The following is a 24,978-nucleotide window of genomic DNA, read 5'->3' on the forward strand; positions in this document are numbered from 1 at the left end:
GAGATATCTAGATCACATGGGAGGTGGTTGGAAAAGCCGCCTCAAACTCACGATCGAGATAAATTAATTAACCGTTCGAATTAATGTCAAATGAAGAGGTCATTAGTCCATAACGACCTTTTCATTTGATTGAACAATCGGCAGACAAATCGTCACGGCGGTTCCCTCACCAAGCTCACTTTCGATTTGCAGCCCGTATTCCGCGCCAAAGTGAAGACGAATACGATCATGGACATTTTTCATGCCAATATTTTTCCCACCTAGCGTATGTTCGTCCTCCTGAAGCCGATTTTGCAGAGTTGATAGAGTTTGCTTGTCCATACCTGACCCATTATCGATTACTTTTATCCACAGGCAATCTTTTTTAAGGAAGGCTTTAATAGTGACGACACCTTTATTCATCAGGTTCTCCAGTCCATATTTAAGCGCGTTTTCAACAATCGGCTGAAGCATAAAGCGGACAACATATTGCTGCTCGCAGCCTTCCTCTACTTCTTCGATATAATCTATGCGCTCCGCATACCTCATTTTTTGCAGTCTAAAATATAATCGGATATATTCCAATTCAGATTTTAATAAGACAAGTTCTTGGTCTGACCTTGTATGAATTCTGAATAAGTGTCCAAGGGCACCAATCATTTCTCCTATGTCGCGCTGGTCATTTAGGACGGCCTTCATTTGGATCGATTCCAGCGTATTTGCTAAAAAGTGAGGATTAATCTGACTTTGCAGGGCAATATACTGTGCCTCTTTCTGTTTTGCTTTTGCAGAGGCAAAACGCTCAATATAATCCTTTAAATCTGTGACCATTCGATTAAAGCCTCGTATTAATGTGCCAATTTCATCTTTACGGCTGTTCTCCAAATCCAATGAAAAATAGCCCTCGCCAACAAGCTGGATTCTCTTGCTTAATTGAATGATTGGCTTTGAAACTCTATTCGAGATAAAGAACATGACGATGGTTGCAAATATGGCTGAGGCAACGGCGACGGATAAAATGATTCGTCCAACAATAGCTGAATCTTTAATCATATCCGCTTTTTCGATATATTGGATGACTTTCCAGCCCGAGTATTTGCTCGTGACATAGTTGAGATAAACTTTCTTATAATCAATTTCCGTATATAGACTTCCTGTATTATTTTTCAAAATTTTGGATAATGCCTTTGAGTTAATTTTCAAAGCAGAAGTATCTTGGTGATATTTAGAGGAATAAATCAGCTTACCCATTTCATCAATCATGATGAAATTTCGTTTATTATGCTCTGTAAGCGAAAATATTTCCTTCAGCATGTCTAAGCGAATATCTAACAGCATAACCCCTAGTATCTTATGGTTGTCCAAACTGCGGATGGCCCGCGCCATCGATATCACTGAATCATTCGAGAATTTCCGCTGGAAGGGTTTGTGCGTACCAAATAGGACTTTCTTTCCGTCTGCTTCAATCGTTTTTTTATACCAGTCTGTATTTTGGTAATTATAATCATAATCGGCCCCAACGAGATCATAGCTGCCTGCATAAAACACGCGATTTTCGGAAAATATTTGGACACCATTTACGTTGCGGATCATGATTTCAATTCCTTGGACAAAATCCTCGATTACTTTTCGATTTTCAATGGCATCGAAATCTTCCTGATTTTGTGCTCGTGCCTTTAACGAAGAAAGAAGTTTCCCGTCCATATAGGCAAGAAGTGTCCCATTTTCAATTCCTTGCAAATATTGATCGAAATTAAGCGACAAATTATTTAAGATAATGGCAGAATTGCTTTGGTATTCTTTTTCAACTGCTTGCAGTGACACTTTATAGGTAACGGCAGAAACGATGATTAAAGGAATCGTCACACTGCAAATGATTAATATAAAGATTTCCTTTCGAATACTATTTTTCATCCTGTTTCCCCAAGCCTCTTTCGAAAATCAGTTGGTGTAAGTCCTGTGACTTTCTTAAAGGTCTTAACAAAGTGTTTATAGCTTTGATACCCGCACAACGGCCCCACCTCAGATACAGATATAGAAGGGTCTTTTAAGCATTCCTTGGCAAAATTAATCCGGATTTCGCTGATAAAGGCTGTATAGTTTTTATTCAGTTTGTTTTTGAACAGACGGCTTAAGTAGGCTGGATTATAAAAAAAGATATTGGCTACTTCGTTCAAGGTAATATCCTTTGCGATATTGTCTGCTATATATTTTTCAATTTTGTCAAAAACACGAGTGTCCAAGGAAGATGAATTATTTGTAAGATCCTTGTAATTGGTGCCAATCGTGTAGATAAACTCTCCAAGCCATTCAAACAAATCGCTTAAGGTTGAAAAATCATCGAGAATTTGAAAGGAAAAGAGTTTTGAATGATATATCTCCTTCAAATTGATTCCGTGCTTATGAACAAAACGCACACAAGTGCCTATGATTTCTTGGATAAAAACAAATAATTTGTCTGGTGTGGCTTTTGTTTTATGGTTGTGGACTTCAGCTTCAAATTGTTTCATCAATGCTTTAATTTTGGACTCATCAGCCTGTTCGATGGCTTGAATCAGCATCATTTTTTGATTTTCGGCAAATTGAAAAGGGTAGCCTTTTGCACCTGATAGTTTGGAAGAATAGAAAATAGCTTCTCCATTCATAAAAAAACGATAACGTGCAGCATTCTCGGCTAATTGCCGGGATTCCATTATTTTATTACAAGAAGTTACTTCAGAACCGATACCTCCATAAATAGGGAGATTATTTTCTTTTGTAAGCTGGATGGCGGTTGATAAATAAGAGGCAAGCTGCGAGCGGCCATCACCAGCCATCAAAAAGTATCTATTCCTGCCGGAAGAATAGGAAAAAATATGGCACTCGGGAAAATCGTGACTTAACTGCATCCATACCGACTTCAAGTTTTCTGTAATCACATCCCACTGACCACTAGCTTGAAGGTTGGGGGTGAAAATTGCAGTGATATACCATTCCTTCTTAATAGGAAGTTTATATCGTTCACTGCGTTTTAGCCATTCTTCTTTGCTAAACTCCTGTTCCATAAGTTCCTTAATATATTTTTCCTGACTGATTTTTTCCGTTTCTTCGAGTGATTTTTTTAGATTTTCCTGTTTCTCGCGTTCGTTGATTCGTTCCTTCATTTTGGCAACGGATTCAAGAATGGTCTTCATGCTTTCCTCATATTGCAATGGTTTAATTAAGTAGGCAGTGACTCCCAGCTGAATTGCTTTCTGTGCGTAAGTAAAATCCTCGTATCCGCTTAAAATGACAAAAATGCAGTCTGGCAGTTCAGCGCGTAATTTTTCAATGAGCTGCAGCCCGTCCATTTTAGGCATACGAATGTCAGTCAAGACGAAGTCAGGGGTTATTACCCGTGCTTTTTCAATGGCATCTAGACCATTTTTCGCCTCTGTTATGCTCATAAATCCAAGTTCATCCCAGTTGAAATATTTCAATAAACCTGCCCTGATCCACGATTCATCCTCAACAATCATTAACTTATACACTTGACCACCTCCATTTTTACTTTAAGATAAACTATATCCGTCAGTAAACAGAATGTTTTTAATTTTATGTAAAAACAGAACCCCTAAAGTAAATATAGGGGTATTTTTCTAGGTAATGAACTTAGATAAAATAAAAACAAGATTTGAAAACGTTTTCCAGGTTACATTTTACCAACAATAATAGAAAAAGGGGGAATTTGTTTGAAAATGTGGAAAAAGGTCGTTGCTCCATTCCTTTCTGCATCCTTATTACTTGGAGTGGCAGCAGGATGTACCCAACAAAGCGGGGGAGAAGAGAAAGAAAAACCAGCCAAGACCGCAAGCAAGGCGGAACCTGTAGAAATCACCTGGTGGAACTATCCGAACTGGGACCCACTAGATGGGGAAGTTGGGAAATACGAGAAAGAATTAATAAAAGCATTCAACAAGAAACATCCGGAAATCAAAGTAAATTTGGAAATGATTTCTTTCGAAGGCGGCCCGGAAAAAGTAAATGTGGCACTGGCTTCGAAATCAGCACCTGATCTCATTTACGACTTCCCAGGACGAATTCTTGATTATGGACAAAAAGGCTATCTTGCACCGCTGAATGACATGATCGATGATGATTTTAAAAAGGATGTATCGGACAGCATTTGGAACCAAACAAAGGTGAATGATGATATTGTCATGTATCCGATTAATACGACTCCATTTATGATGGCCGTCAATAAAACCTTATTTGAAAAAATTGGTGCACTTGATTTACTTCCTTTAGACAGACCGGAGAGAACTTGGACTGTCGAAGAATATGAAAAAGCCTTAAAGGCTGTAAAAGAAAAAGCTCCAGAAGTGTTCCCATCCGGTTTCTTTGCCAAGAATACTGGCGGGGATCAAGGAACACGTGCCTACCTGGCTAATCTTTCAGGGACCAGCATTTTGGACAAGGATATGAAAGAGGTTACGATTAACAGTCCTGAGGGTGCTAAAGCACTGAAATGGGTGGTTGACGGAGTGAAAGACAAACTTGTGGCCCCTGGTACAGAGTCTTTGACCTCCAACGATAATCTTGACTTGTTCATGCAAGGAAAATTAGCTACCACCATTATTTATTCATCTGTATTAAAGAAGATTTACAGCACTAAGAAAGTAGCGAAGTTTGATGAGGCCTTTGTTGCCTGGCCGACTCCGGATGGAAAGAATCCTAAGTTTGAACCATTTATTGGCGGAATGGCCGTATTCAATAACGGTGATAAAGCGAAAGTAGAAGCAGCAAAGAAGTTAGTAGACTTTGTTGCTAATGACCCTGATTGGGCAAATCGAAACTTAAAAGCAACAGGTGGTTTCTCTGTTCGTAATTCTGTCACCGGCTTGTATGACGATCCTGAAATGAAATATGTAGAATCGATGAGAAAATACATCGTTGACGCTCCTACCAGAGCAAATGGTTTCATTGAACTGAGAACCGTCTGGTTCCCAGAATTGCAAAAGGCGATCATGGGCAAGGCATCAGCAAAAGAAGCCTTAGATTCCTTTGCTAAAAATGGAAATGAGATTTTGAAGAAAAATAATCAATAAGAACAATAAAAACTAAAAAACGGACCTCTCAATACGATAGATTTAAACCAATTGTGTTGATGAAAGGTCCGTTTTGTTTAAAAAATGAGAGGAGGATCGGTCAGTGGAAACTGTGTTGAAAAAGAAACGTTTTAACCGTGATTGGCTGACAAGTTATCTGTTTTTACTTCCTGCGTTAGGTTTCTTTTTACTATTTGTGGTTACCCCAATGATCAAAGGCATCTATATTAGTTTTTTCAATTATACTGGCGCCAAGTTTGATTTTATTGGATTGGAGAATTACATATACCTATTCCACAATGAAGTGTTTCTGAAAGCATTAAGAAATACCATTATGCTGGTTATTGTTGCAGTTCCAATTGTGATCATTTTCTCGTTATTTGTCTCGATGAATATTTATCAAAAAAGTGAGAAATTACGCTCCTTTTTTAGAGCTATCTTTTATCTTCCTGCCGTTTCTTCCGTCGTTAGTATCACCGTAGTATGGGGATGGATTTATCATCCAAACTTTGGAGTACTTAATTATCTATTGAGTTTGTTTGGAATTGGTCCAGTCAGTTGGCTTGGTGACGCGAGATTTGCCTTAATTGCCATCATCGTTGTCTTGATTACGACTTCGGTGGGTCAGCCGATTATTTTGTATACGGCTTCATTAGGAAACATCCCTTCCACATATATTGAAGCAGCTAAAATCGATGGTGCCAATGATTGGCAAATCTTTAGAAAGGTCACTTGGCCGCTTTTGATGCCAACCAGCTTATATGTCATTATCATCACAACGATTAATTCGTTCCAATGTTTTGCGTTGATTAAATTGTTGACTGCTGGCGGACCTTTCTATAGCACTACAACGATTATGTATGAAGTCTATGAAAAAGCATTTACACTTGCCCAATACGGAATAGCCTCAGCGATGGGTGTCATTCTTGCGGTTGTGATTGTCATCATTTCAGTTATCCAATTCCGCTACTTTGGAAAAGACGTGCAATATTAGGAAAGGAGAGAAAGACAATGATTGAACCGACTATACAATCCAATGTGAAGATAAAGATGAAGGAAAAACAAAAGGTGAATTTTTCGATAGGAAAGACGTTTTCGTTGATGTTGCTGCTCTTCTTTGCAAGTTTGTTTCTCTTTCCATTTTACTGGGTAATTACGGGAGCTTTTAAGCTGCAAATCGTAGCAACAGCCATTCCGCCAGAATGGTTCCCCTTAAAACCCACCTTGCAAAACTGGGTAGATTTATTTAAAAATCCAGTAGGCAGATGGACGTTTAATAGTTTCTTCATAGCCTTTAGTGAAATGGTCTTGATTTGTGTGACGTCCTCCTTAGCAGGCTATGTTTTAGCCAAAAAACGCTTTCCAGGAAGAAACCTGATTTTTTGGGCATTTATTGGTGCGATGGCCCTTCCAAAACAAGTAATTCTTGTTCCTTTATTTACAATGCTTGCTGACATGGGCTGGGTTGATACGTATCAAGGGTTAATTTTGCCGGCGATTGGCTGGCCGTTTGGTGTATTTTTAATGAAGCAATTTGCGCAAACCATTCCGGATGAGTTAATAGAGGCTGCGAAAATGGATGGCTGCTCAGAATTTCGTATTTTTACATCTATCATTCTACCAATGTTAAAACCAGCTATTGGGGCTCTCGCCATTTTCACATTTATCGCTTCATGGAATGATTATTTCATGCAGCTGATCATGACAAGATCATCTGAAATGCAGACGCTTCCACTCGGAGTAGCAGCGATGCAGTCGGAGTTTACAACCAACTATGGTGTTCTTATGGCAGGAGCGGCGCTTTCGTCCATCCCAATAATTGCTATTTTCCTAGCCTTCCAGAAATACTTTACTCAAGGAATTACGATGGGAGCTGTGAAAGGCTGATATCGTTATTTTTATAAAAGTTTAATAAAAAAGGAGATTCGAATGACTAGTTTATTCTTTCAGTCGAAAAGTCTATTTAACTTGTTTTTAGCTTTTGTGATGGTTTTTTCCCTTAGCCCATGGATCCATGTAAATCGAGCGGAGGCGGATGCCGCATCTGTTCTTGATTATTCGGTCAACCAGAGCTTTAATGGCACAAGTGATTATGTAGACAAAACGGCAGATCTCCAAAAGGTGGCAGGGCTGACTCAAGGTTCGATCGTCGCCAAGTTTAAAACAACAAGCAATGCTGCAGCGAAAGCCATTTTAAGTGCTTCTGACTCAAAAGATGCTTCGAGCAATATCACGTTAAGTGTAAACGGCTCAAGCTTGTACTTTGAAAACCGTGAAAATGGACTTTATGCCACACAAATCACGGCCGGCGGAGACTATAATGACGGAAAATGGCATACAGCGGTCATTACAGTTGATAGTACAGGAACGAAATTTTACGTAGATGGATATTTAATGGTTAATCATCCTTCGAGGGCATTTTTCACCAATGTTACTAGCATGAATGCGATGTACATTGGCCGAAATCTCGATAATAAGGCCAGTGGAGAATGGTATTACAATGGCGATATTGAAGCGGTGAAAGTATATGACCAAGCCTTAACCGTGGAAGAGGTTATTCAACTAAGCGGAAATCCGCATTATTCAGACATTCCTGCTGCAATCCCGCTTTTTGAGCCAGGCATGGCCGGTTCGGCGGCCTATCGAATTCCTTCGATAGTTACGACTCAACAAGGAACGATTCTTGCAGCGGCTGACGTAAGGAACAGCAGTATTGCTGACAGCCCTAATAATATCGATACCGGCATTCGCCGAAGTACTGATGGCGGCAAGACATGGAGTGACTTGGATGTCATTATTGATTACCCTGGTTCAGGCGGCAATGGGGCTTCCACGATCGACTCTTCGATGCTTCAGGATAAACAGACCGGAACCATTTGGCTTTTGGTTGACCATTTTCCTGGAGGAATCGGCTTTGGAAGTGCACAACCGGGAGTGGGATTTGACGCCAATGGCTATCGAAGCCTGTACGATAAGGATGGAAATGAATACTCCCTCCGGGAAAACGGGGAAGTGTACGATAAAAGCGGTGTAAAAACTGACTATACTGTAGCCGCTAACGGTGATGTAGTTTTAAATGGAGAACAACGCGGAAATATTTATTCGAAAAAAGGCTTGGATCCAAACGAGAGCCTGCTTGAAGCAAGAACGGCTTTCCTGCAAATTATTAAAAGTGATGACGACGGTCTTACTTGGTCAGAACCAATTGACTTAAACAGTCAGGTTAAAGAATCGTGGATGAAATTCATTGGCACCGGCCCTGGCAATGGGATTCAGCTGACAAAAGGCGCGCATAAAGGGAGATTAGTTTTTCCTATTTACTATACAAATACAAGCGGTATGCAATCCAGTGCGGTCGTTTATAGTGATGACAACGGAAAGACGTGGAAACGCGGTGAATCGCCGAACGACAGCAGAACTTGGCAGGGGAATGAAATCCAATCTAAAACGCTAAATGTATCGAATGCTCAATTGACGGAATCCCAAGTAATTGAACTTGAAAATGGCGACTTGAAATTATATATGAGAAACACTTCCGGGAAAGGCCGAGCGGCCGCTGCCCAAAGCTCGGATGGCGGAGAAACCTGGGGAGAAGTAACATTTGATCAAACATTGCTCGATCCTTATTGTCAGTCTAGCATCATCAATTATCCTGACCTAGGTGATGGGAAAAAACGCGTCATTTGGTCCAATCCGGCTAGTACAGCTGCCAGGGCAAACGGGACGGTTCGCGTTAGTGAGGATGGCGGAGAAACATGGAAATATTCCAAGCTGGTGAAACCGGGCAGCTATGCCTATTCCAGTTTAACGGTCCTGCCAGATGGGAAAATCGGTTTGTTATATGAGGACAATTCAGGTTCGATTATGTTTACTTCATTTTCACTTTACGATGTTACCCACGAGGATTTGACTGGGCCAGCGATTGATTTGCCTGAATCGATGACAGTCATGCAGACGGATGAAATAAACATTCCAGTTCATGTTACAGACCCTATTAGTGGTGTGGAGGAGGTTCAAATTACCTTAGACGGTAAAGCAGTAAAAAACCCCGTTCAACTTGACCCTTTAGCCTTGTCTGCAGGAAATCATACACTAAATGTGACAGCGTTCGATGTAGCTGGAAATGAAAGTATGCAAACAATGGTTTTGCATGTGGAATTTGATCGTGACCATCTTGATGAACTCCTAGCCATTTCTAAAGAAAAGGGCTGGATTACCCATGAAGGGATTTTGAATAGTTTATCGGTGAAGATTCAGCATGTTCAGGCTAGTAATGACGATGATCAAAATGGATTGAAAGCACTAGAAAATGAAGTAAAGGCACAGGCCGGGAAAAAGATTGATTCTAATTGTGCCAATATTCTATTGGAAAGTATTTTGTATTTGAAAAATAAATAAATGTTGGCTCCTTTTTCGGAAGGAGCTAATAAAATTACTTTGGCTTAGGGGATGGGCAGATGGATAAAAACACATTGTTGGCTAATTTGCGCGGAGGACTTATCGTTTCCTGCCAGGCTTTGGAACATGAGCCGCTCTACAGCTCATATATCATGTCCAGGATGGCACTAGCGGCTAAAATGGGTGGCGCAGCAGGAATTAGAGCAAATACATATTCAGATATTGTTGAAATCAAAAAGGAAGTAGATCTTCCCGTTATTGGAATTGTCAAAAGAGATTATAAGGATAGTCCGATTTATATCACCCCTACATTGGACGAAGTAGAAGAAGTCCTCAATGCCGGAGCTGAAATTGTTGCTTTGGATGCGACCAATCGCTTAAGACCAAAACAAAAAACATTGGAACAATTTTATCAGGAAATAAGAGAGAAACATCCCGATGCCATCTTAATGGCCGATATTTCAACCTATGAGGAAGGAATCCGGGCAGGTGAGCTAGGGTTTGATTTAGTTGCTACTACTCTATCAGGTTATACGGAAGATACAAGCGATAGCCCTATGCCGAATATTGAATTAGTAAATAGATTATCAGAGGATTTACTGGTTCCTGTAATGGCAGAAGGAGGTTATGCCTGTGTGGAAGATACTGTGAAGGCAATGAGGGCAGGAGCACATTCTTGCATAGTCGGCTCTGCCATCACGAGGCCAATGGAAATTACAAAACGATTTGTTACTGGCTTGCAAAATGAATAAGGGGAAGTGTTAAAGTGAAGGGAATTATTTCGGCATTAATGGTGTCATATGATGAAAAAGGGCAGATCGATGAAAAGGGTTTAAGAGAGATTATTCGCTACAACCTTGATGTTTGTAAAGTCGATGGACTTTATGTAAATGGAAGCACTGGGGAGAACTTTATGCTTTCAACTGACGAGAAAAAGGAAGTTTTTCGTATTACGAAGGATGAAGTGAAGGAAGATGTTCCATTAATTGCGCAGGTAGGATCGATTAATCTAAAGGAATCAATTGAACTTGCGCGTTTTGCGACCGAGCTTGGCTACAATGCCCTCTCGGCTGTTACTCCGTTTTATTATAAGTTCGATTTTCAGGAAATCAAACACTACTATAATAGTATTTTAGAGTCTGTTGATAATAAGATGATCATTTACTCCATTCCGTTTTTAACCGGAGTAAATATCAGTCTTGAGCAGTTTGCGGAGCTGTTTGAAAATGAAAAAATCATCGGTGTGAAGTTTACCGCTGGCGACTTCTATCTTTTGGAAAGAATGAGAAAAACCTTCCCAGAGAAGCTGATTTACGCAGGATTTGATGAAATGCTTCTTTCCGCTGTAGTTTTGGGTGTAGACGGTGCAATTGGCAGTACGTTTAATGTAAATGGCCAGAGAGCTAAGCAAATACTTGAATATGCGAGACAGGGCGAAATTGGTGAAGCATTGCAGCTACAACATGTCACCAATGATTTAATCACAGATATTTTACACAATGGTCTTTATCAAACGATTAAAGAGATTTTAAAAGACAGAGGCGTCAATGCCGGATTTTGCCGTGAGCCGATGAAGCGGTTATCGGAAGAAAAGTCAGCCGTTGCGAAAGAGATTGCTCGTAAATATCTTTAAAGTTGCTCTACGTGCCCGAAATAGAGATGGAGCAGGGGTTTCGGTCACGTAGCCGTGTTCTAGGTGACCGAAACGGTGGAAAAGTCGTGGTTCCAGTCACGTAGCCAGGTTTTATGTGACTGAAAAAGTGGAAAAGTCGAGGTTCCGGTCACGTAGCCAGGTTTTATGTGACTGAAAAAGTGGAAAAGTCGAGGTTCCAGTCATGTAGCTGGGTTCTAGGTGACCGAAACGGTGAACGAACGAGGAATTCAGACTCGTAAAACCAACCACAGATTGTTCTAAAAGTTGTTTTGAAGCTTTTGGGCAATCTTTTTTTAATAGGGGTGCATTTCATGAGATACTTTATCGCCTTAGATATTGGCGGAACAGACATTAAATATGGGATTGTGAATGAATTAGGAGAAGTAGTTATAAAATCCAAAACTAACACAAACGTTATAAAGGGAATAGAAAACCTAGTAATAAAAGTAAAGAGTATTGTAGAGAAGCTCATGCTCACAGAATATGTTATTTCAGGCATTGGAATTAGTACAGCGGGTGTCGTTGACCCAGAAAAAGGCGAAGTCATTTATGCCGGGGATACGATACCAGGCTATGCTGGCACCAATTTCAAAAAGCTATTAGTGGAATTTCGAGTGCCGGTGATCGTTCTAAATGACGTCAATGCGGCTGCCCTTGGAGAAGGCTGGGCAGGGGCGGCAAAAGGGATTAAAACGTATTTTTGCATCACCCTTGGAACGGGAATTGGCGGCGCCATTGTGATCGACAAAAAGCTATACATGGGAAAAAACTTTAAAGCAGCTGAAATCGGGTATATGGGGAAAATGCTAGAAAGCAACTTGATTTTTGAAAAAAGAGCGGCCACTTCTGCCCTCGTTCATGCTGCTCGTCAACACTTTCAAATAAACGATCTAACCGGGGAGCACATTTTTGAAAGGGCCAAATCGGGGGAAGAGGCATACGATTCCATTTTAGACCGTTGGATTGAAGAGGTGGCAAAAGGACTAGCAGATATCGTTTGCGTAATGGACCCTGGTCTTGTGATTATAGGAGGCGGGGTCTCGCTGCAAAAGGAATATTTAAGTAACAGAATTAAGGAAAAGATGATCTTGTATTTACCGAAAGGATTTATGGATTCGACGATCATTACAACAGCCAAATGTGGGAACGATGCGGGGATGCTGGGAGCGGTTTATGGATTTTTAAACTAGATTTTGCTTATCGATGAGAGGGAGCTAGACTTTCATTGCCCGAGAGAACGTATTTTTCTACTTAACGGTAAATGAACGTCCCTTCAGCACAGTCACTTTGTTGTAAGCATAGATATTTTTCTGAAATGTTTGTCATAAACCCCCGCCGTATTGAAGGCTGTCAACCCTCATTTTTATTATAATTTCTGGGAGATTTTCAAATAATTAATAGAGTAAATATTAAAATAAACTTAAGAAATAGTTTGTGGGGAATACCTGTAAAATCCTCCCTAAAATATTACAAAAATCGCATGTTATGATGAGTTTGCTAATGAAAGGCAATTTCTCATAACAGGAGGATTTTATCATGTTTAAGAAAAAGGCAATTCTTACTGTGGCTGCAGCAGCGGCTTTAGCTTTAGCCAATCCAGTACTAAATAAGGCACACGCAGCATCAAATACCGCAACAACACAAGAGGCGGTACATGTTTTTCAAGGCTACAATATGAACGAGATTAATAGCATAATAGAAAAATATCTTGCCAGCTTTGGAATCACATTAACTCAAAAACAGCAGGTTCAGGCACCAAGCAATCAAACGGTTCAAACTCAGCAGTCTACCCAGACTCCGGCACCGAAACCAGTACAACAGCAGACAACACCACCAGCCACAACCCAAACAACCAGTACCTTAAATGCATATGAACAAAAAGTAGTGGATCTTACCAACCAAGAACGGGCAAAAAACGGTCTGCCTGCGCTTAAGGTGGATGTAACACTTAGCAAAATGGCCCATGAAAAATCACGCGATATGTCAGCTAATGGTTATTTCAGCCATACAAGCCCAACATACGGTTCGCCATTTGATATGATGAAAAAATACGGTATTACCTACCGTTATGCAGGTGAAAACATTGCCATGGGGCAGCGGACTCCAGAAGAAGTTGTGAATGCCTGGATGAATAGTGAAGGACACCGAAAAAATATTTTAAGTCCAAACTACAACTATATTGGTGTAGGGTATGTGTCACAAGGAAATTACTGGACACAGGAGTTTATTGGAAAATAAAAAACAGCCTAAGTGGCTGTTTCGGGTTGCCGGCTATGCCGGCAGCCAATTTTTTTTAATATATAGCAGGAGCCATCTTCCGCAAAGTATAAATATTTCCCTTCAATAATATTAAAATCCACATTTTCTTTGTCGTAAATTAGGTTTGCAACCTTGTGAAATTGATTCACTAGTTCATAATCAGGGTTGAAAATGATATCTTGGATTTTATTGGCTATCACAAATCCTTTTGGGTTACACTTTCTCTCAGGCTTTAATTCTGCAAACCATTCCCCATTCAAAAGTAAGGTATTAGCAATGGTTTTTGTCTTTCTATTTTGAACCGACCATACCTTTCGACAATTACACCGATGTATTTTGCATTTCATGATGAAACCCACCTTTTATCTTTTCCGTTATAAAGCAGGTGAATGCAATGTAATACAATATATGCTCAAATTCGTGATGTAAGAATATTAAAAAAACCAAAGGAGCTTTTCCTTTGGTTTTATACTGGTTCTTTTCGATATTGGTGCTTAAACTGATCGATCATAAGCTCTGATATGGCCGTATAACCAGCCGAATTCGGATGAACCCCATCAGGTGATAAATTTTGCAGCTTTTCCCCGTTAATAGCCTGAGTCGTTTCCACCACCATAGATGAAGAATAATGATTAGCAACCTGATAAATTTGTAGATTCCATTTTGGAAGCAATTTGTCCGCCAAAGAATACATATCGCTATCAGGAGACAATGGATTATACAATTCTAAAAAGACGATTGTAGCGTCAGGATTTAGCATGTTAATTCTATCAGCAATGCCAGACAAATTTTTTGAAAAGGAAGTTTCTAGTTGACTAAACGATTGGAAGACGTTTTGGAAGTTTTGTCCCTTTGCCATCCTAAGAACGTCATTTCCGCCAACATTGATTGTCACGATGTTAGCCTTTTTAATTTCTTCATCAAACCGGCCCTCTTGAACAAGTGCAACTAATTCCCCGCTTGTAATTCCATTTATACCTTCATTTTGAAAGACAATTGGTTTATGAATTTGCTTTTCCAGCTTGCTAGAGAATTGTGAAACGAGATTTTCATTCTCCCCAGCTCCCACTCCGCGGATGATAGAATCACCAAGCGCAAGATGATTTATTTGATCAGAGTTAGAATCCCGAAAATAATCTAAATACGAAACAGCCGAATCATCTTTACTAGCTTCAACGGTTTGTTTTTTCATTTTATGGATTTGATATTGTGGGTAATAAAGCCATGCCCCGACCCCAACACCAATAAAAAGTACACATATCAAAAGGTATTTTATTAATTTCAAAAAAATCACTCCTTGAATATACCATTATATCAAGATTAACCTTAAAAATACCTAGTTGTTGGTTTCCAATTAAGGGGCAGCGTATGATAGACTTAGATTACCAAAATTTATCATATTTAGGGGGAGAGAAAATGATATTAGAGGCGGCTATGCTGCAGGTTAAACAGGGGATGGAACAAGAATTTGAAGAAGTTTTTCGAAAGGCCTCCACCATTATTTCATCCATGAATGGCTACCAGTCTCACGAATTACAACGCTGTATCGAAACAGACGGAAAATACCTGCTGTTGGTAAAGTGGGAAACTTTAGAGGATCATACGGTTGGATTCAGGCAATCAAAGGAATATCAGGAATGGAAAAAGCTTTTGCACCACTTTTATGACCCATTTCCAACGGTTGAACATTTTGAAAAAGTAAATCTAAGGGGGAACTGACAATGGGCAGTCTATTAAAATCAGTTTTTGTGGGTTTGCCAATAACGGTCGGAAGTAAAGAGGCAGCGAACCCTATGGAACGTGAGTGGACAAGTGCAATTTTTAAAGAGCCTGTAGAAGGACCAATTATGGTTGGGAAAACAAATCTAACGGGTGATGGACAAGGAGACCAAGAGCACCATGGCGGTCCGGAAAAGGCAGTGTTAGGTTATTCATTAGAAAATTATACATATTGGCAAAAGGAACAGGGCTTTACGCAAGTATTACCAGGCGGCATGGGTGAAAATTTCCTTATGGCAACTATAAATGAAGAAACGATTGCGATTGGAGATACCTTTCAAATTGGCGAGGCTGTTGTCCAAGTATCACAGCCAAGACAGCCGTGCTGGAAGCCTGCCCGCCGTTTTAATATAAAAAACCTCGCGCTCCTCATGCAAAACACAGGAAAAACCGGCTGGTATTTTCGCGTTATTAAAGAGGGTCTAGTGGAGGCAGGGCAACCTTTTTCCTTAATTGACCGTCCATTTCCTCAATGGACGATAGCGAAATGCAATCAAATCCTCCACGGGAAGGAACAAAATTTTACAGAAATGCGTGAACTGGCTCAATGTGAATTGCTTGCCCCAAGCATGAGGTCCAACTTAGAGAAACGACTGGAAAAGGGCGAGGCAACTGACATCCGGAGCCGTGTTTTCGGACCGAATGAATAAGAGGGGAATGGTATGTATCAAATTAGAGCAGACCAAGTGGTGAGAAACGAACATTCATCCATTCCCTATACTTGGATTCGGCATGAACAAACTAGTAAAAACATTTGTATCATGCTTCCGGGGCTAGGATATTCAACTGACAGACCGATATTTTATTATGCAACAAGTATGTGTTTAAACAATAACGTGGATGTTCTCCATATCAATTATACCTTTGCAAAAAATGAACACTTCAAAAAGCACGACGAGGCGGAACAAGAGCTTTGGATGTATGAAGATGTTAAGGCTGTTATCAAGGAAGTTCTGAGGGACACCCACTATGAACAATTGTTTCTGTTGAGTAAATCCATTGGGACGATTCCAATGGCGATGGAATGGACACAGAAAAATCTCTTTCCCAATGCGTTGGGAATCTGGTTAACACCTTTGCTAAAGGTGGATACTGTTTACTGTGCCATAGTGAAAACGGAGCGTCCGTCTCTTTGTGTTATAGGGGATTATGATCATCACTATATCGAGGAGAAAATTGCTTCATTGAAAAATAACGAGCTTGTGAACACCGTGGTGATTCCTAAAGCTGACCATAGTTTAGAAATCGCCGGAGATATTACCGCCACGATTAATGCTGCAAATGAAGTAATTACTTGCATCCAAGAATTTATTATCAGAAATAAATTCTAGTAACGAGTAGTTCTCAGAGGATTATTTAAAAAATCTTTTGTGAGCCTGACATGCTCGACATCCTCATAACGGCGCTTTGGCGCCTGCGGGGTCTCCCTTGCTCCGTACTCCCGCAGGAGTCTTCGCGCCTTCCGCTCCAATCAGTAGTGTTAAAAATCAATAATGCTCTTTAACAGAGCCAACAAGAAAAAAAGAACTTGGAGATTCCAGGTTCTTTTTCATTTGTCATTTTTGTATTGGGTTTTTAGCACATTTGTTGCCATAAACTTGAGCTGTCAACTGATGAGTGTTTTTCAATGATGGAGTAGGCAGCATTTGTAATTGCTTGTGATAACGTGTCGCCAGTTGCATGGACTTCATTAAAGCTGACCTCTGAATGACCATTTGTTGTATAGGTGTACCCAAACGTCCCCAGTCTTTCTACAATGATCATTGCATGTTCAAGGTTATGTTCTGGTTGAAATTCAGAATCATGAATGAATAGATTTTTTTCATAATCATACCATCGGTCCCATCTATTTAACTTCCAACCTAGTATTCTCCGAGCAATTGAGTCTGTTTTATTCATATCCTTTTCCCTCATTTCTTTTATTATATAACAGTTTAATTTAATTATTTATATTATATAACAGTAAGAGGGGATCAACTACTATTTTATCGTATTTTTTTGAAAATTTTTCTATTTGTGAATAGGACGTTTGTGGAATCTGGAGGATTGGAACGAATGAGTTTGTTTTAGTGAACCTTCACACAAAAGGTCCGATTCCGGGGGCCATCAAACTCACAGAAATATATTCCTTGCCACGTCCCTAAGAGCAAACGTCCATCTGTTACAATGACATGCTGCGATGACCCTACCGTACTGGCTTTCATATGCGCAGCGGTATTGCCTTCCATATGGCGATCGAGTTTATTATTCCAGGGATACACTTCGTCGAAGCGGCGAATCATGTCGCGTTTCACATCAGGATCGGCGTTTTCATTAATCGTTATTCCAGCAGTTGTATGAGGGCAATAAACAACCACGGCACCTTCTTGGATGTTCATTTCCTTTATTAAATCTTGAACTTGCTGCGTAACTTCAATCATTTGATCACGTTGGTTTGTCTTTAAAGAGAATTTCTTAAGCATTTTATCTTGATGACTCCCTGAATGTTATTTTAATGACCTTCTGTGTTTCATTATTAAATTCAATATCTATGAATACACCGAATTCCCTTGTATTTTCTTTTAACCATAATTTGAATTTTTCGGTTGAGGTCTTTGTACCGGTAACTCTGCCAATATGAAGATAATCCACGATATTTGCGTTTGGATACCTCTCATGGGTTTTCTCCATTGCCATAACACCCCATTTTGCATAAGGTGGAATGGGTTTATGTTGTGCAGCAGCTCTACTGGAAGATATGAGCGGGTTCACACCTTCAGAGAAAAGGGCCGTTAAGACAATTAAACTAATTAGAATCTTTTTCATAAAATTACCCTCTTTTTTGTTTTTATTATGGCTTTTAACACAAAAGTTTATGTAAATATGGGTTATTGTAACGTGGTCACTTTGAAACAAATAAAGGGAAGATGACGGTATTAAAGACGGTCATCTTCCCATGCTCTGTTATAATCTTTGATATTGTCATTTTGATTTACAGTCTGGCCTGCCTGACTTTGATTACTTTTGGTATTAGTCTGACTTGTATTTTGCAGCTTATTTTCCTTTTTCATAGTCACCATCCTCCATCCTATAACCTATCCAAATTTAGTCTAAATATGTATCCAAGGAATTTGAAATACTTGCCCCTCGTCTGATTAAATAAAGTTAATGATGAAACCAGGGGGGGGGATTTTTGTATGAAGGATATTCAAACTTTCTCAAAACGGTACCAAAAAGAAATGGGATGGGAAATTAGCGAGGAGAACTTTGAAAAAAGCAGGGCTTCTCTTTTAAATAATTACATGCTTTTGACAACGGAAGTTGCAGAAGTAGCGGAAGAGCTCAGGAAGGCATTTAACATGACTGCTTCATACGTCAAAGAAGGAATACCGGAAGAAAAGGCTTTTGAACTGGCAAAGGAACAGATTAAAGAAGATTTGGGGAAAGAGTTAGCCGATTGCCTAGCTTATATGCTCAAGTTTTACAATTTTTTCGGAATCGATGCAGAGGAAAGTTTTTATGCCAAGATGGAAGAAGTCAGGAACCGCAAGAATAAGGATATTGTCAAAACCAAGTGAATAATCAATCATATAAGGCTAACCCTATATTCATAAAAGATAAAAGGAGATTACTCGTGAAGCCTTATGAAATAACCAATTTGATTATTGATGATGATTTTTACAATGAGGAATTTGTCACCGCGGAAATTACATATGAGAAACAAGTTTACAGCATTACTTTTAAAAAGGAAGATCTTGAAATCGTGAATGCCTGGGTTTTTAAGGAGGGTAACTCGCTGCCAGCCAATTTATCAGACCAAATGATTGAATCAATAAGAGAAGATGTAAAAAATAAAATCTAGCCACATGGCTAGATTTTATTAAAGGTGGGGAATGAAAAGAGGATTCAGCAATGAATGACAACCTAAATATTAGACAAGCCACTATACAGGATTTGAATAAAATAGTTCCAATTTTTGATTCTTATCGTGAGTATTTTAACCAGCAAAGAAATCCGATGAAAGTTGAAAATTTTCTGTTTGAAAGATTTGAACACTTGGAATCCGTCATCTTTATCGTAGAGCGGGAGGGTGAGGTCATTGGGTTTGCGCAGCTTTACCCTGTTTTTTCTTCCTTATCCCTACAGCGTGTATGGCTGTTAAATGATTTTTTCATCACTGAAGCTTATCGCCAACAAGGAGTGGGAAAGCAGCTTTTTGCCAAAGTGAAGGAATTTAGCACGCTAACTAAGTCGAAAGGTATTGAACTTTCGGTCGAACATATTAATCAGAAGGCATGGGAATTTTGGGAAAAACAAGGCTTTAAGCTCGATGAGGAATTCCGCTATTACTATTTTAAAAATTAAATTAGAAAACATTAAAATAAGATTAAATTTAGCGTACCTTCCCATGTTGGAAGGTATTTTTTTTATGAAATTGAAATATATAAAAGAACACAGCAGGCTAGCCAATAACGTTTTTATCCTGTAAAAAAATTATTTAAGGGGAGAGCGAAAATTATGTTCATAGATAGTATTTGCCCAAAATGTGGAGAAATCAATCACGTAGAGCATAAAGGCGAAAATATTCTGTTTGTAACCTGTAAGAATCACCACATTTATGATCATATCGTAATCCCATATTCCCGGACACATTCGATTAAGGACGATAAGCTCGAAAAATTGGAAGAAATGATCGTCGAGAAAAAGTTTCACCGGATGAGCGATAAATCAACCATCTGTCTGCTTATTTTTAATAATGGCTACGAGATAGAAGGACGGTCAACAGTGCGTGATGTAAAAGATTTTCGTGCAGTGGTTGGTAAAGATAAAGCCTATGAGCAGGCGCTAAAAAAGGCAATGGTAGCCCTTGGAGCGTTTTTAGTATAATAGAATGTATAAGCTGCGATACTTCGATACGGGGTATCGCAGTTTTTAGAGGGAAAGGAAGATTTTATGCTTATCGCTGAAAATATTTACATAAGACCTTTTTCAACAGAAGATGCGGAAGAATTATTAGGTGTACTTCTTGAAAACCGTAGTTTCTTTGAAAAATTTTCAATGGACCGTCAAGATAAGTTTTATACATTAGATTCTCAGATTAGAAGAATTAAGCAATATGAAGAAGATCGTCAAAACGATCTAGCCTATCATTTTGGCATTTTTAAAAATGATGGGACATTAATCGGCACCATTAATCTTTTTCAAGTTTGGCGTTTCTCTCTCCAAAGTGCCTTTATTGGTTATTTTTTAGATCAAAAGCAAAATGGTAAAGGCTATACGACTGAAGCAGTGCAGCTTTTGGTCGATTATGCATTTAATGAATTAAAATTGCACAGAATTGAAGCGGGGGCTATGCCCCATAATATTGGATCCATTCGTGTGCTGGAGAAATCCGGCTTTCACAAAGAGGGAATTGCCATCAAAAATGTAAAGATAAACGGAAGATGGGAAGACCATCAGGTATTAGCGATTATCAATCCGAATGATTAAAGCAAACGGGTTAAACCAAAGTCCCATTTTCGACTTGAAAATGGGATTTTTTTAAGAAAAGAAGTCAGTTAAAACGTTAGGTATAACCTGACGTTTTTTAATTATTTAATAGAATTTAAGAACTTCTGCAGGGAGTATATCGTCTATAGTTTAAGAAGGAGGGACGGATCCGTGGAAGAATTAACTTTGGAAATGTTAGATACAGAAGATAAGGAAGCACTTATAGATGAAATTATGAATAGGTATGGCCAGGAGGTCCTGAAGCTTGTTTTTTCCTACGTGAATAATCGAGCCATTGCGGAGGACTTGACTCAAGATATATTTGTTAAATGTTATCAAGGTCTTCATACATATAGCGGTAAAGCAAAACTAAGAACCTGGTTATGGCGGATTGCCATTAACCATTGCAAGGACTTTCTGAAAAGCTGGTACAACAAGAACGTTGTCATCACCGAGGAAGAACCGATAAACAATACGACAGAAAAAGAATCGGTCGAGCAAACGGTTATCCAAAAAGAAGAGGATGATCAACTGATTGCAGCCATCATGAAGCTGCCAATCAAATATAGGGAAGCCATCTATCTCTATTATTACGAGGAACTGCCAATCAAAGAAATTGCCCATTTAACCGAAGTCGGTGATAACACCGTGAAAACTAGGCTCAGACGTGCAAAAGAATTGCTGAAGGCACAATTGGAGGGTTGAAAATGGAAAATAGATTGAGGAATTTAAAAAAAGTAATGGATCGGACGGCATTTTCTGAGTTGAACTTCACTGAAGAGCATCGAAAAGACATTCTTGAAAAAATCAACCGACAAGATGAAAGTGAAGAAATGATTCTTTTAGCAGTCATGCAGCTGCTTACTCAGGATAGAACAGGTTTTGAATTAACGAAGCTTCTTAGGGGAAGGAGCATTCAAAAGTTCGAAGAAAATGAGGGGTTTTTATATACGCTATTGCATCGATTGGAACAAATCGGTTATTTACTATCAAGCTGGAGCCTTGAAACAGAAGCCAAATATTATCAGCTGACGGATAAAGGCAGAATAGCGCTAAAGAAAGCTGAAAAGAAGAAGTCAAAGAAACAGTTTGTTTTAAAAGAACTATTAGAGTGGTGAGGCCAAAGTGAAGAATATTAAACATATCTTTTTAAATGAAGTCACCGATCAAATCAAGTCCAAGGAAGCACAGAAATTTGTTGCCAAGGAATTAAGTTATCATTTGAAGGAAACAAAAAAAGTCTGGATTGAGCAGGGACTTTCAGAATCAGAGGCTGAAGAAAAAGCGGTTGAGCAGATGGGAAGTCCGGTTAAATTAGGACAACAGCTCAATAAGCTCCATCGGCCTAAGGTTGATTGGCTGCTGGTAATCTTGTTCGTTACCACTTTGGGTCTTGGATTTTTACCAATGTTCTCTCTTGGATATATGAATGAAAGGCATTTTTCAACCTTTAAGATTATCATTGCTCTTATCAGTGGTACGGCTGCTTTAGGAATCATGCTGATTGATTATCGGAAGTGGAAAAGGCATGGATGGGTGTTTTACGCCATTGGTATGCTGATTCTTTTGCTGTTAAGGTTTTTTTCAAATACGACGGTCAATGGGCTGCCGCTTTTAAGAATTCCTCCTATCACGATTGAAAGCCTCATGGCAGTACCGTTTTTCTTTCTTGGCTGGGCTTCATTTTTGAGTAACAATAGATTGAAGGTTTGGCAGTTTGGAATTTTGTTACTTATTCCATTGTTTTTCTTCTTGGCTCTCCCAAGTGTTTCAAACGCCTATATTTATACCGTCATGGTTTTTGTGATGCTTTGGTGGAGCACATTTAGCCGAAAAACAGTTCTATTCATCTGGGCGTTTTCGTTCAGTTCCCTCCTGCTACTAGGCGTCATCTTATGGAATACGCTTAGGGATTATCAGTTAGTTAGATTCCTTGCGTTTTTGAACCCTGAAAAATATTCAGATGGTCCGGGTTATTTAATATTGCATGCTAAGGATCTGCTGTCAAAAGCGGGCTGGTTCGGAAACCATATGTACAAACAATTTTTTATCCCTGAGGCCCATACCAATTTTGTTTTTGTAAGTTTCACTTACTATTATGGCTGGCTTTTCGCTATTGCACTGGTGGCTATCTTATCCCTATTCGTTGCAAGAATCATTGTGGTTATGTACAAAATCAAAGATCCCTTTGGCAAATTGCTTTTGATTGGGGCGGTTGCTCTTTATACCGTACAGCTGGCGACTAATGTCGGAATGTCATTGGGCTTGGTTCCTTTGATTACTATGTCTTTGCCATTCATAAGCTATGGATTAATGCCCACGCTGCTAAATGCAATCTTAATTGGTGTGGTGTTAAGTGTGTATCGCAGAAAAGATATTACATCGAATCAAGGATTCGTATAAGATCATATTTCATGATTCATAAAAGGGCGTGCACAGCTTGCATGCCTTATTTATTTTTGTGAACCTTTTATGGAAAATCTAATAACTTTCTAAAAATTCTGTTGACTTATCTTGTAATTGTTTTAATATGTAAAATATAAAACGATGTTTCACTTATAAAACATAAGGAGGGAGAATATGGCTTTTTTACAAGTAGGAGATTTACAAATTCATTATGAAATCGAAGGCGATGGTGCTCCATTAATTATTTTACATGGAATGGGAAACAATTCTCAATCGTGGAAAAAACAATTAAAGGGCTTATCGAAGCAATATACGGTGATTGCGTGGGATGCCCCCGGTTATGGAAAGAGTTCTGATCCAAAAGAGGAATTAAGGGAATTTAGACAATTTGCAGATGTTTTGAAAGGATTTATCGAAAATTTAAACTATGAATCTGTTACGCTGCTGGGACATTCTATGGGCTCGGCCATTGCCCTTGATTTTTGTTATCGTTTTCCGGAAATGGTGGATGCATTAATTATTTCTGATGCGACAAGAGGGGCAGCTGCCTTGAGTGAAGAAGAGAATGACCGGAAATTGAAAAATCGATTGAATAACATTGAATCAATGGAGCCGAAAGAACTTGCAGCACTAAGAGTAAAGGAACTTCTTTCCCCAAACCCGGATCCTGAAATTAAGAAAGAAGCAGAAAGAATCTATTCGCAAATCAGGCCGATGGGATTCCGCTCTGTTGCGTATTCTCTATTTCATTTAAATCAAATGGATATTCTAGCTTCTATCTCTGCTCCAACTCTTGTTATCTGCGGTGAATTAGATAGAGTAACACCCATAAGTGAGTCTCAGATTTTTCACGAGTTCATAAAGGATTCAAAATTCGTTACCATACCTGAGACCGGTCATTTGTGTTATCAAGAAGATCCCATTCGTTTTAATTCAATCATCCTGAATTTCCTAAATTCAGTCGTGACCCACTAAAAGTCCCCAGAGGCTTTGCTTAATATTTGGTAAAATTGTAGAATAGTAATTAATAACAATGAGATGGTGAAACGCTTATGGCAAAAGAAGAAAAGGAACGTTATAATGCCAATGCCTTGGTGAGGGGATTGGAAATTTTAAAGCTATTTAGTGAGGAGCGCCCCACTTTATCCCTGGTTGAAATCGCGAAAGAACTGGATGTCAGCAGGACGGTTCCGTTCCGATTATTGTATACGCTCCAAACACTAGGATATCTGTATCAGGATGAGCATACTAAACGCTATAGTCTAACCCCAAAGGTGCTCGAATTAGGATTTGCCTATTTAAGTACATTAAAGCTCCCTGAAATTGCTCAGCCCTATTTAGAAAGATTAAGGGATGAAACAGGGGCGTCTTGTCATTTATCGATCTTGGATGGTAATGAAGTTGTCTATGTTGGGAGCGCACCTGTGAGAGGTGTTTCGGCGGTGAACGTGAATATAGGGCTGAGACTGCCCGCACATGCGATTGCTAATGGAAAAGTGCAGCTCGCCTTTCAGCCTCAAGACCGATTAAACCAAATAGTATTTGGCTCTAATTTACAACCATATACAGAAAGAACGCAAACTGATTTCTTGGAATTTCAACAGGAATTAGCGACAATTCGGAAAGAGGGATATGCGATTACAAAGGGTGAATTTCACCATGGAATTCAATCGGTAGCTGCTCCTATCTTTGAACGCACAGGTCAAGTCATGGCTGCGATCAATGTCGTTGCAACCGAAAAAACATTCAATAGTGAATTTATTGAAAAAATTGCGTTGCCAAAAGTGCTTGAAGTCTCGGAACAACTATCAGGCTTTATGGGTTACCACGCCAAAATAAACTAAAAGGCTTGCGAAATTTCGCAAGCTTTTTTATTATCCAAATCTAATTTTATGTTTCGTATATAAAACGTTTTTTAAATTGTAAAACAAAATTCACATTTTTTGTTGACACAATTTTCTCAAAATT

29 protein-coding genes are annotated in these 24,978 nt (G+C 39.2%); 21 read left to right on the plus strand and 8 right to left on the minus strand.

The genetic code is table 11. The annotated features are described in order from the left end of the window. Positions 1-102: 102 nt before the first annotated feature. Entirely contained in the window at positions 103-1,893 is a 1,791-nt protein-coding gene (locus tag AC59HZ_RS13825; protein ID WP_496546390.1) for a cache domain-containing sensor histidine kinase, read from the minus strand. Beyond that, positions 1,890-3,488: a response regulator transcription factor gene (locus tag AC59HZ_RS13830; protein WP_496546391.1), complete on the minus strand. Its 1,599-nt coding sequence runs from the start codon at positions 3,486-3,488 to the stop codon at positions 1,890-1,892. Before AC59HZ_RS13830 ends, AC59HZ_RS13825 begins: the two co-directional genes overlap by 4 nt. A 207-nt stretch (positions 3,489-3,695) precedes the next feature. On the opposite strand from AC59HZ_RS13830, the gene AC59HZ_RS13835 reads away from it, so the two are divergent. The 8 genes from AC59HZ_RS13835 (at position 3,696) to AC59HZ_RS13870 (ending at position 13,335) form a co-directional block, all read left to right on the plus strand. Further along, complete coding sequence (locus AC59HZ_RS13835) at positions 3,696-5,045, plus strand: ABC transporter substrate-binding protein (protein ID WP_496546596.1); 1,350 nt, start codon at positions 3,696-3,698, stop codon at positions 5,043-5,045. A gap of 103 nt (positions 5,046-5,148) precedes the next feature. Further along, positions 5,149-6,039 (plus strand): carbohydrate ABC transporter permease, encoded by an 891-nt coding sequence (locus AC59HZ_RS13840; RefSeq protein ID WP_496546392.1) that lies wholly within the window; start codon positions 5,149-5,151, stop codon positions 6,037-6,039. A gap of 17 nt (positions 6,040-6,056) precedes the next feature. Further along, positions 6,057-6,932 (plus strand): carbohydrate ABC transporter permease, encoded by an 876-nt coding sequence (locus AC59HZ_RS13845; RefSeq protein WP_496546393.1) that lies wholly within the window; start codon positions 6,057-6,059, stop codon positions 6,930-6,932. Between the two features lie 42 nt (positions 6,933-6,974). Next, positions 6,975-9,443, plus strand: a complete 2,469-nt coding sequence (locus AC59HZ_RS13850; RefSeq protein ID WP_496546394.1) for an exo-alpha-sialidase — start codon at positions 6,975-6,977, stop codon at positions 9,441-9,443. A gap of 59 nt (positions 9,444-9,502) precedes the next feature. After that, positions 9,503-10,195: an N-acetylmannosamine-6-phosphate 2-epimerase gene (locus tag AC59HZ_RS13855; RefSeq protein ID WP_496546395.1), complete on the plus strand. Its 693-nt coding sequence runs from the start codon at positions 9,503-9,505 to the stop codon at positions 10,193-10,195. Positions 10,196-10,209: 14 nt separating this feature from the next. Next, positions 10,210-11,076 (plus strand): N-acetylneuraminate lyase, encoded by an 867-nt coding sequence (locus AC59HZ_RS13860; RefSeq protein WP_496546396.1) that lies wholly within the window; start codon positions 10,210-10,212, stop codon positions 11,074-11,076. 332 nt (positions 11,077-11,408) lie between these two features. Then, complete coding sequence (locus AC59HZ_RS13865) at positions 11,409-12,287, plus strand: ROK family protein (RefSeq protein ID WP_496546397.1); 879 nt, start codon at positions 11,409-11,411, stop codon at positions 12,285-12,287. A 346-nt stretch (positions 12,288-12,633) separates the two neighbouring features. Then, positions 12,634-13,335, plus strand: coding sequence for a CAP domain-containing protein (locus AC59HZ_RS13870; RefSeq protein ID WP_496546398.1), 702 nt, complete (start codon positions 12,634-12,636; stop codon positions 13,333-13,335). 8 nt (positions 13,336-13,343) lie between these two features. Here AC59HZ_RS13870 and AC59HZ_RS13875 read toward each other — a convergent pair whose 3' ends face one another. Together AC59HZ_RS13875 and AC59HZ_RS13880 are read right to left on the minus strand one after the other, a co-directional pair. Beyond that, positions 13,344-13,703, minus strand: coding sequence for a hypothetical protein (locus AC59HZ_RS13875; RefSeq protein ID WP_496546399.1), 360 nt, complete (start codon positions 13,701-13,703; stop codon positions 13,344-13,346). A gap of 119 nt (positions 13,704-13,822) precedes the next feature. Then, positions 13,823-14,641 (minus strand): GDSL-type esterase/lipase family protein, encoded by an 819-nt coding sequence (locus AC59HZ_RS13880; protein WP_496546400.1) that lies wholly within the window; start codon positions 14,639-14,641, stop codon positions 13,823-13,825. 131 nt (positions 14,642-14,772) lie between these two features. On the opposite strand from AC59HZ_RS13880, the gene AC59HZ_RS13885 reads away from it, so the two are divergent. The 3 genes from AC59HZ_RS13885 to AC59HZ_RS13895 are packed head-to-tail and all read left to right on the plus strand — an operon-like array spanning position 14,773 to position 16,466. Next, positions 14,773-15,075, plus strand: a complete 303-nt coding sequence (locus tag AC59HZ_RS13885; RefSeq protein ID WP_496546401.1) for an antibiotic biosynthesis monooxygenase family protein — start codon at positions 14,773-14,775, stop codon at positions 15,073-15,075. A 2-nt stretch (positions 15,076-15,077) separates the two neighbouring features. Then, positions 15,078-15,785 carry an MOSC domain-containing protein gene (locus AC59HZ_RS13890; protein WP_496546402.1) on the plus strand — a complete coding sequence of 236 codons (708 nt, stop codon included), beginning with the start codon at positions 15,078-15,080 and terminating at the stop codon, positions 15,783-15,785. 12 nt (positions 15,786-15,797) lie between these two features. Continuing rightward, positions 15,798-16,466: an alpha/beta family hydrolase gene (locus tag AC59HZ_RS13895; RefSeq protein ID WP_496546403.1), complete on the plus strand. Its 669-nt coding sequence runs from the start codon at positions 15,798-15,800 to the stop codon at positions 16,464-16,466. Positions 16,467-16,710: 244 nt separating this feature from the next. Here AC59HZ_RS13895 and AC59HZ_RS13900 read toward each other — a convergent pair whose 3' ends face one another. From AC59HZ_RS13900 to AC59HZ_RS13915, 4 genes are all read right to left on the minus strand, one after another. Continuing rightward, positions 16,711-17,034, minus strand: coding sequence for a BC1872 family protein (locus AC59HZ_RS13900; RefSeq protein WP_496546404.1), 324 nt, complete (start codon positions 17,032-17,034; stop codon positions 16,711-16,713). A gap of 167 nt (positions 17,035-17,201) precedes the next feature. Then, a complete protein-coding gene (locus AC59HZ_RS13905) occupies positions 17,202-17,597 on the minus strand; it encodes a secondary thiamine-phosphate synthase enzyme YjbQ (RefSeq protein WP_496546405.1) in 396 nt (131 codons plus the stop codon). 1 nt (position 17,598) lies between these two features. Beyond that, complete coding sequence (locus AC59HZ_RS13910; RefSeq protein WP_496546406.1) at positions 17,599-17,940, minus strand: DUF3889 domain-containing protein; 342 nt, start codon at positions 17,938-17,940, stop codon at positions 17,599-17,601. Between the two features lie 110 nt (positions 17,941-18,050). After that, positions 18,051-18,185 (minus strand): hypothetical protein, encoded by a 135-nt coding sequence (locus tag AC59HZ_RS13915; protein WP_430061738.1) that lies wholly within the window; start codon positions 18,183-18,185, stop codon positions 18,051-18,053. Positions 18,186-18,311: 126 nt separating this feature from the next. Between AC59HZ_RS13915 and AC59HZ_RS13920 the strand changes: the two genes are divergently transcribed. From AC59HZ_RS13920 to AC59HZ_RS13965, 10 genes are all read left to right on the plus strand, one after another. Then, a complete protein-coding gene (locus tag AC59HZ_RS13920; RefSeq protein WP_496546407.1) occupies positions 18,312-18,692 on the plus strand; it encodes a MazG nucleotide pyrophosphohydrolase domain-containing protein in 381 nt (126 codons plus the stop codon). A 56-nt stretch (positions 18,693-18,748) separates the two neighbouring features. Then, positions 18,749-18,976, plus strand: a complete 228-nt coding sequence (locus AC59HZ_RS13925; protein ID WP_496546408.1) for a hypothetical protein — start codon at positions 18,749-18,751, stop codon at positions 18,974-18,976. Positions 18,977-19,026: 50 nt separating this feature from the next. After that, the gene (locus AC59HZ_RS13930) at positions 19,027-19,479 is read left to right on the plus strand and encodes a GNAT family N-acetyltransferase (protein ID WP_496546409.1); all 453 of its coding nucleotides are present in this window, start codon (positions 19,027-19,029) and stop codon (positions 19,477-19,479) included. 153 nt (positions 19,480-19,632) lie between these two features. Further along, positions 19,633-20,001 carry a Gp49 family protein gene (locus AC59HZ_RS13935; RefSeq protein ID WP_289987836.1) on the plus strand — a complete coding sequence of 123 codons (369 nt, stop codon included), beginning with the start codon at positions 19,633-19,635 and terminating at the stop codon, positions 19,999-20,001. A 66-nt stretch (positions 20,002-20,067) separates the two neighbouring features. Beyond that, positions 20,068-20,604, plus strand: coding sequence for a GNAT family N-acetyltransferase (locus tag AC59HZ_RS13940; protein ID WP_496546410.1), 537 nt, complete (start codon positions 20,068-20,070; stop codon positions 20,602-20,604). A 171-nt stretch (positions 20,605-20,775) separates the two neighbouring features. Further along, complete coding sequence (locus AC59HZ_RS13945; RefSeq protein ID WP_496546411.1) at positions 20,776-21,309, plus strand: sigma-70 family RNA polymerase sigma factor; 534 nt, start codon at positions 20,776-20,778, stop codon at positions 21,307-21,309. Between the two features lie 2 nt (positions 21,310-21,311). Continuing rightward, positions 21,312-21,722 (plus strand): PadR family transcriptional regulator, encoded by a 411-nt coding sequence (locus AC59HZ_RS13950; protein ID WP_496546412.1) that lies wholly within the window; start codon positions 21,312-21,314, stop codon positions 21,720-21,722. Positions 21,723-21,729: 7 nt separating this feature from the next. Next, the gene (locus tag AC59HZ_RS13955; RefSeq protein ID WP_496546413.1) at positions 21,730-23,007 is read left to right on the plus strand and encodes an FtsW/RodA/SpoVE family cell cycle protein; all 1,278 of its coding nucleotides are present in this window, start codon (positions 21,730-21,732) and stop codon (positions 23,005-23,007) included. Between the two features lie 177 nt (positions 23,008-23,184). Then, positions 23,185-23,985, plus strand: a complete 801-nt coding sequence (locus tag AC59HZ_RS13960; RefSeq protein ID WP_496546414.1) for an alpha/beta fold hydrolase — start codon at positions 23,185-23,187, stop codon at positions 23,983-23,985. A 77-nt stretch (positions 23,986-24,062) separates the two neighbouring features. Next, a complete protein-coding gene (locus tag AC59HZ_RS13965) occupies positions 24,063-24,854 on the plus strand; it encodes an IclR family transcriptional regulator (protein WP_496546415.1) in 792 nt (263 codons plus the stop codon). The last annotated feature ends 124 nt before the right edge of the window (positions 24,855-24,978 follow it).

The sequence above is a fragment of the Neobacillus sp. DZ-9 genome (assembly GCF_059587065.1).